The organism is Campylobacter sp. BCW_6889, from assembly GCF_001762535.1.
GTDB classification, from domain to species: Bacteria; Campylobacterota; Campylobacteria; order Campylobacterales; family Campylobacteraceae; genus Campylobacter_D; species Campylobacter_D jejuni.
Window position 1 is genome coordinate 1 of record NZ_MJWZ01000061.1, and the last position, 4,066, is coordinate 4,066.

At 28.1% G+C, this 4,066-nt stretch carries 7 protein-coding genes; 3 read left to right on the forward strand and 4 right to left on the reverse strand.

The window, feature by feature from the left end; genetic code table 11:
* From AJ939_RS05885 to AJ939_RS05895, 3 genes are all read left to right on the forward strand, one after another.
* Nucleotides 1-738 (forward strand): DNA-methyltransferase (locus AJ939_RS05885; protein ID WP_070283395.1); only part of this gene is annotated, 738 nt, incomplete at its 5' end.
* Nucleotides 739-755: 17 nt separating this feature from the next.
* Nucleotides 756-1,109, forward strand: coding sequence for a hypothetical protein (locus AJ939_RS05890; protein WP_002787307.1), 354 nt, complete (start codon nucleotides 756-758; stop codon nucleotides 1,107-1,109).
* Nucleotide 1,110: 1 nt separating this feature from the next.
* A complete protein-coding gene (locus tag AJ939_RS05895) occupies nucleotides 1,111-1,317 on the forward strand; it encodes a helix-turn-helix transcriptional regulator (protein WP_044780132.1) in 207 nt (68 codons plus the stop codon).
* Here AJ939_RS05895 and AJ939_RS05900 read toward each other — a convergent pair.
* From AJ939_RS05900 to AJ939_RS05915, 4 genes are all read right to left on the reverse strand, one after another.
* On the reverse strand, nucleotides 1,314-2,489 hold the full coding sequence (locus AJ939_RS05900) for a tyrosine-type recombinase/integrase (protein WP_002787311.1): 1,176 nt from the start codon (nucleotides 2,487-2,489) through the stop codon (nucleotides 1,314-1,316). The two genes, AJ939_RS05895 and AJ939_RS05900, sit on opposite strands and share 4 nt — an antisense overlap.
* 336 nt (nucleotides 2,490-2,825) lie before the next feature.
* The gene (locus AJ939_RS05905) at nucleotides 2,826-3,059 is read right to left on the reverse strand and encodes a helix-turn-helix domain-containing protein (RefSeq protein ID WP_070283396.1); all 234 of its coding nucleotides are present in this window, start codon (nucleotides 3,057-3,059) and stop codon (nucleotides 2,826-2,828) included.
* A complete protein-coding gene (locus tag AJ939_RS05910) occupies nucleotides 3,056-3,289 on the reverse strand; it encodes a helix-turn-helix domain-containing protein (protein ID WP_070275041.1) in 234 nt (77 codons plus the stop codon). Before AJ939_RS05910 ends, AJ939_RS05905 begins: the two co-directional genes overlap by 4 nt.
* The coding region (locus tag AJ939_RS05915) for a 3'-5' exonuclease (RefSeq protein ID WP_186820914.1) at nucleotides 3,286-4,066 on the reverse strand (781 nt) is incomplete at its 5' end. The genes AJ939_RS05915 and AJ939_RS05910, both read right to left, overlap by 4 nt.

Consider the following 4,066-nt stretch of genomic DNA (forward strand, 5'->3'; position numbering starts at 1 on the left):
TATAACGACCATTTTCAAAATTTTAAAAGATATAATATACCAAAAGCACAGCTTGTAATAGCTGATATTCCTTATAATTTAGGCAACAATGCTTATGCTTCATCTCCTGAATGGTATATAAATGGGGATAATAAAAATGGAGAAAGCAAAAAAGCAAACAAGGCATTTTTTGACACAGATAATGATTTTAGAGTTAGCGAATTTATGCACTTTTGCTCTAAAATGCTTATAAAAGAACCTAAAGAATGCGGTAAAAGTCCTTGCATGATTGTTTTTTGCTCTTTTGAACAACAAACAATGTTAATTGAAGTAGCTAAAAAATATGGCTTTAATCATTATATAAATTTGGTTTTTAGAAAACAAAGCTCATCTCAAGTTTTAAAAGCAAATATGAAAATAGTTGGAAATTGTGAATATGCTTTAATCTTATATCGTGAAAAACTTCCAAAATTTAACAATGATGGAAAGATGATTTATAACTGCATGGATTGGCAAAAAGATGAAGGTATTCCTAAAGTACATCCCACACAAAAGCCTATAAAACTTTTAGAAAGATTAATTAGTATTTTTACAGATGTAAATGATGTAGTAATTGATCCATGTGCTGGAAGTGGTAGCACACTTTTAGCAGCTACAAATTTAAACCGCAAAGCTTATGGCTTTGAGATTAAAAAAGACTTTTTTAAAAGTGCTAATGAAATTATGTTTAAACACATAGAAAGAAGCTTATTTGCTTAAGTTAGAAAGGATAAAAAATGAAAGAATTCAAAGAATACATAAAAGCTAAAATAGCATTAGAAAAAGAGCTAGAAAATACGCAAGAAATGTTAAAGCAAACGATAAAAGAAATGTTGCTTTTAAGAAACGACAATGCTTTTAATCAAAATGCAAACGATGAGATGTTAAAAGCTATTAATAAAAATTGGAAAATAACAGCTTCGCTTGAGAGTTTAAGTGATACATTAGAAATTAAAGTGCTAGAACAAAGCACGAGCTATAATCGCTTTTGTTTTGGTGATGTTTTGATTTTAATCAGCAATTTTTTAAGCTATGAAGAGCAAAAAGCAATTATTGCAAAATTAGGCTTTGATTTAGAGAAAGGAGTATGAAATGGCAAAATTTGGTAAGATAGAAAAATTATTATCAACAAAAGAAGTAGCGGAGTATTTGGGTATTTCGCAATATCGTATAAGATTTATGCGAATGCGAGTAAATCAAAATAAATTTAATTTTCCTAAAGGGATTAAAATAGGTCCTACTTTTAAATATGAAAAAGCCGAAATTGATAAATGGTTGCAAACTTGCAAGGTGATTTAAAAATCCCCTGCAAGTTTTTCGATATAATCTCCCCACCACTGCATTAACTTTCTTTTTAATTCTATATTTTCACTACGATTATAAGCTTTTAAAATGGCGTTTTTTTGCTCGTGTGCTAAACACTGCTCGGCTATATCCATACTCACACCATGATCTAATTGATGTTCGTTGGCTAAACTTCTAAACATAGCACGAAAGCCATGTGCACTTTGAATGCCTTTATATCCTAGTCGTTTATTGATATTACAGGTGATATTCTCGCTATTACACCCATTTTTTGAACTTCCAGCAAATATATAATCATTGACTTTCATTTTCTTTTGTTCTTTTAAAATTTTAAGCGCTTGAGAATTTAAAGTGATAATATGTTCTTTTCTCATTTTCATTTTTTCAGCTTTAATAGTCCATATAGCATTTTTTAAATCAATTTCATCCCAAGTTGCTTTTATAACATTACCGGGGCGTTGTGCAGTCAAAAGATTAAAAAGCATTAGATTTTTATGTGTTTTTTTAAGATCTGAATTTTTTAAGGCTAATATATATTCTTTAATTTTATCGTTTTCTAGTAAAGTTGGCTGATGAATTACTTTTGAAGCTTTTTTAAAAACTATGGAATTATCAATACTTGTCACAGGGTTATTTTCTACGATTTCAAGTTGCAAAGCATATTTAAAGATTTTGTTAATCCAGCCTTTAGCTTTTATAAGTGTAGGGATTTGATGCTCTATGGTTTTAAGTGTTTCGATGACATGTGAACGCTTGATGCTTTCTATATCTACATCTTTGAAATTCTTAAAAACGCCATTTTTGTATTTTAATCCTCTTTGTATTTCTTTTAGGCTTAATCCATCAGCCTTACATTTTTCTAAAACTTCATCATATATATCGCCAAATTTAAGTCTTTTAGCGTTTTTTATGTTTTGTCCTTTTGCTTTTAGCTTAAAAGCATTTAAAGCGATTTCTCTAAGCTCTGCTAAGGAAAGTAAAGGATACTCTCCTATTTTTATATAAGTATCATTTGCTTGTCTTATTTTAAATAATTTTTTACCACTAGGATAAATAAAAACATATAAGCCTTTTAAACTCGGATCAGCAAATTTTATAAATTTTTTATCACTTTCGCATTTAATGCTTTTTAAAAAACTATCGGTAAGTTTGTTAATTTTTGCCATTAATTTTCTCTCTTTTTTAGTGTCTATTTTGGTGTAAAAAGTAGCCCATTTTGTAACCCATTTTTATAAAAGTGACCCACTTTTTACGCAACATTTTAACACAAAAAACAACAAAAAACAACAATATACAATAAGCTTTAAGACATTTTATTATAGGCATTTGATTAATATATTAAAGCAAAATAGGGATTTGATAAAAAAGAGCAATGGTGGATTTAGCAGGCGTGTGATTTACTAATCAAATTACTAAGTATCCATACTTTAGAAATTAAATATCCAAATAACATATACTATAACATATACTTTTGAAAATTCAATAATTTGTATGGCTAAATCTCATTTTAAAGATTTAACCCCTGATATAATTTTAGCTATTTCTTCAATAGAGAATAACACATAACGAGATACACCCATAGATTCTATCTTCTTATTTTTTGTTAATCTATCTAAAGTCTGTAAAGATACACCAAGAATTTCAGCACATTCTTTTCTACTGAAGGTCATTTTTTTATATTTATTAAACAAAAAATCTCTCATTCCAACATGCTTATCTTTTACCGTTCTGTTCATTTTTTTTCCTTATTTTCTTTTGGTAAACTATCTGTTTTTTGAAAATTAAGAATAGTTTCTTTTGATATATAATAACCTTTTCCTAATTTGAGGCTTTTTAGAAGACCTCTTGAGATCCATACACGAACTGTTGTATGGGTTACAGAGTGCATTTCTGCAACTTCATCGACAGAATAATAAGCCTGCTCTTTAAAGCTTCCATCTTCTTGTAATTTTTTGATTATTTTCATTCTATTGTTATCCTTTCTAAATTTTTTTCTATAAAATCTTTTTCAAGTAAATAATCTTTGTTAATGTTTAAAGAATTTTTAGCTCTTGTAACTGCCACATACAAAAGATTTAATTCTTCTTTTGCTATGGTAATTTGTTCTCTTTCTTCAAGTTCTTGCTTGATGTTTAAAAAATCATCAATAATTTCAACATTATTCCACTCTAAACCTTTGCTCTTGTGTCCTGTACTTAATATCAAATCAGCTTGTTCTTGTTTTTTAACACAACTTTTTTCAATATCTTTAATAAGCTTTATAATATCGCTATGCACATATTTAAAAAGAACAAATATTTTTTGTTTTAAGTCAACCTCTTTAGTTTCGTTGATATATTCAAGAAGTTCTTTTAAGTCGGCAAATTTTGCAATAAACTGATTTTTGATATATTTGTGTTTTTTAAAAAGAAGATTTTGTATGTCTAATAACTCATCAAAACTATAACTATTCACCCCTCCCACAAAAAATAATTTTTTATTCAAATTTTCTACTGCTATATCAAATAGTTTAGCATTAGTTCTACATATTATAGCTTTTGCTTCATTTTCATCATTTCCCTTTCTTGGTTTTAGCGTTCCTTTAAAATCTCTTGGGGCATTTAAAATTCCCAAATAAGAATTGGCAATAGTAGCTATGCTTTGTGGGCATCTAAAGCTTTGAGTTAGATATAAAATATGAGATTTTGGCATAGATGCTAATACTTCTAAGGAATTTACAGCACCTCTGAATTTATAAATGCTT

Excerpts from the sequence above, each read along its gene's own strand:
- AJ939_RS05890 (WP_002787307.1), top strand. The coding sequence starts at position 756 with ATGAAAGAATTCAAAGAATACATAAAAGCTAAAATAGCATTAGAAAAA.
- AJ939_RS05895 (WP_044780132.1), top strand. The coding sequence starts at position 1,111 with ATGGCAAAATTTGGTAAGATAGAAAAATTATTATCAACAAAAGAAGTA.
- AJ939_RS05900 (WP_002787311.1), bottom strand. The coding sequence starts at position 2,489 with ATGGCAAAAATTAACAAACTTACCGATAGTTTTTTAAAAAGCATTAAA.
- AJ939_RS05905 (WP_070283396.1), bottom strand. The coding sequence starts at position 3,059 with ATGAACAGAACGGTAAAAGATAAGCATGTTGGAATGAGAGATTTTTTG.
- AJ939_RS05910 (WP_070275041.1), bottom strand. The coding sequence starts at position 3,289 with ATGAAAATAATCAAAAAATTACAAGAAGATGGAAGCTTTAAAGAGCAG.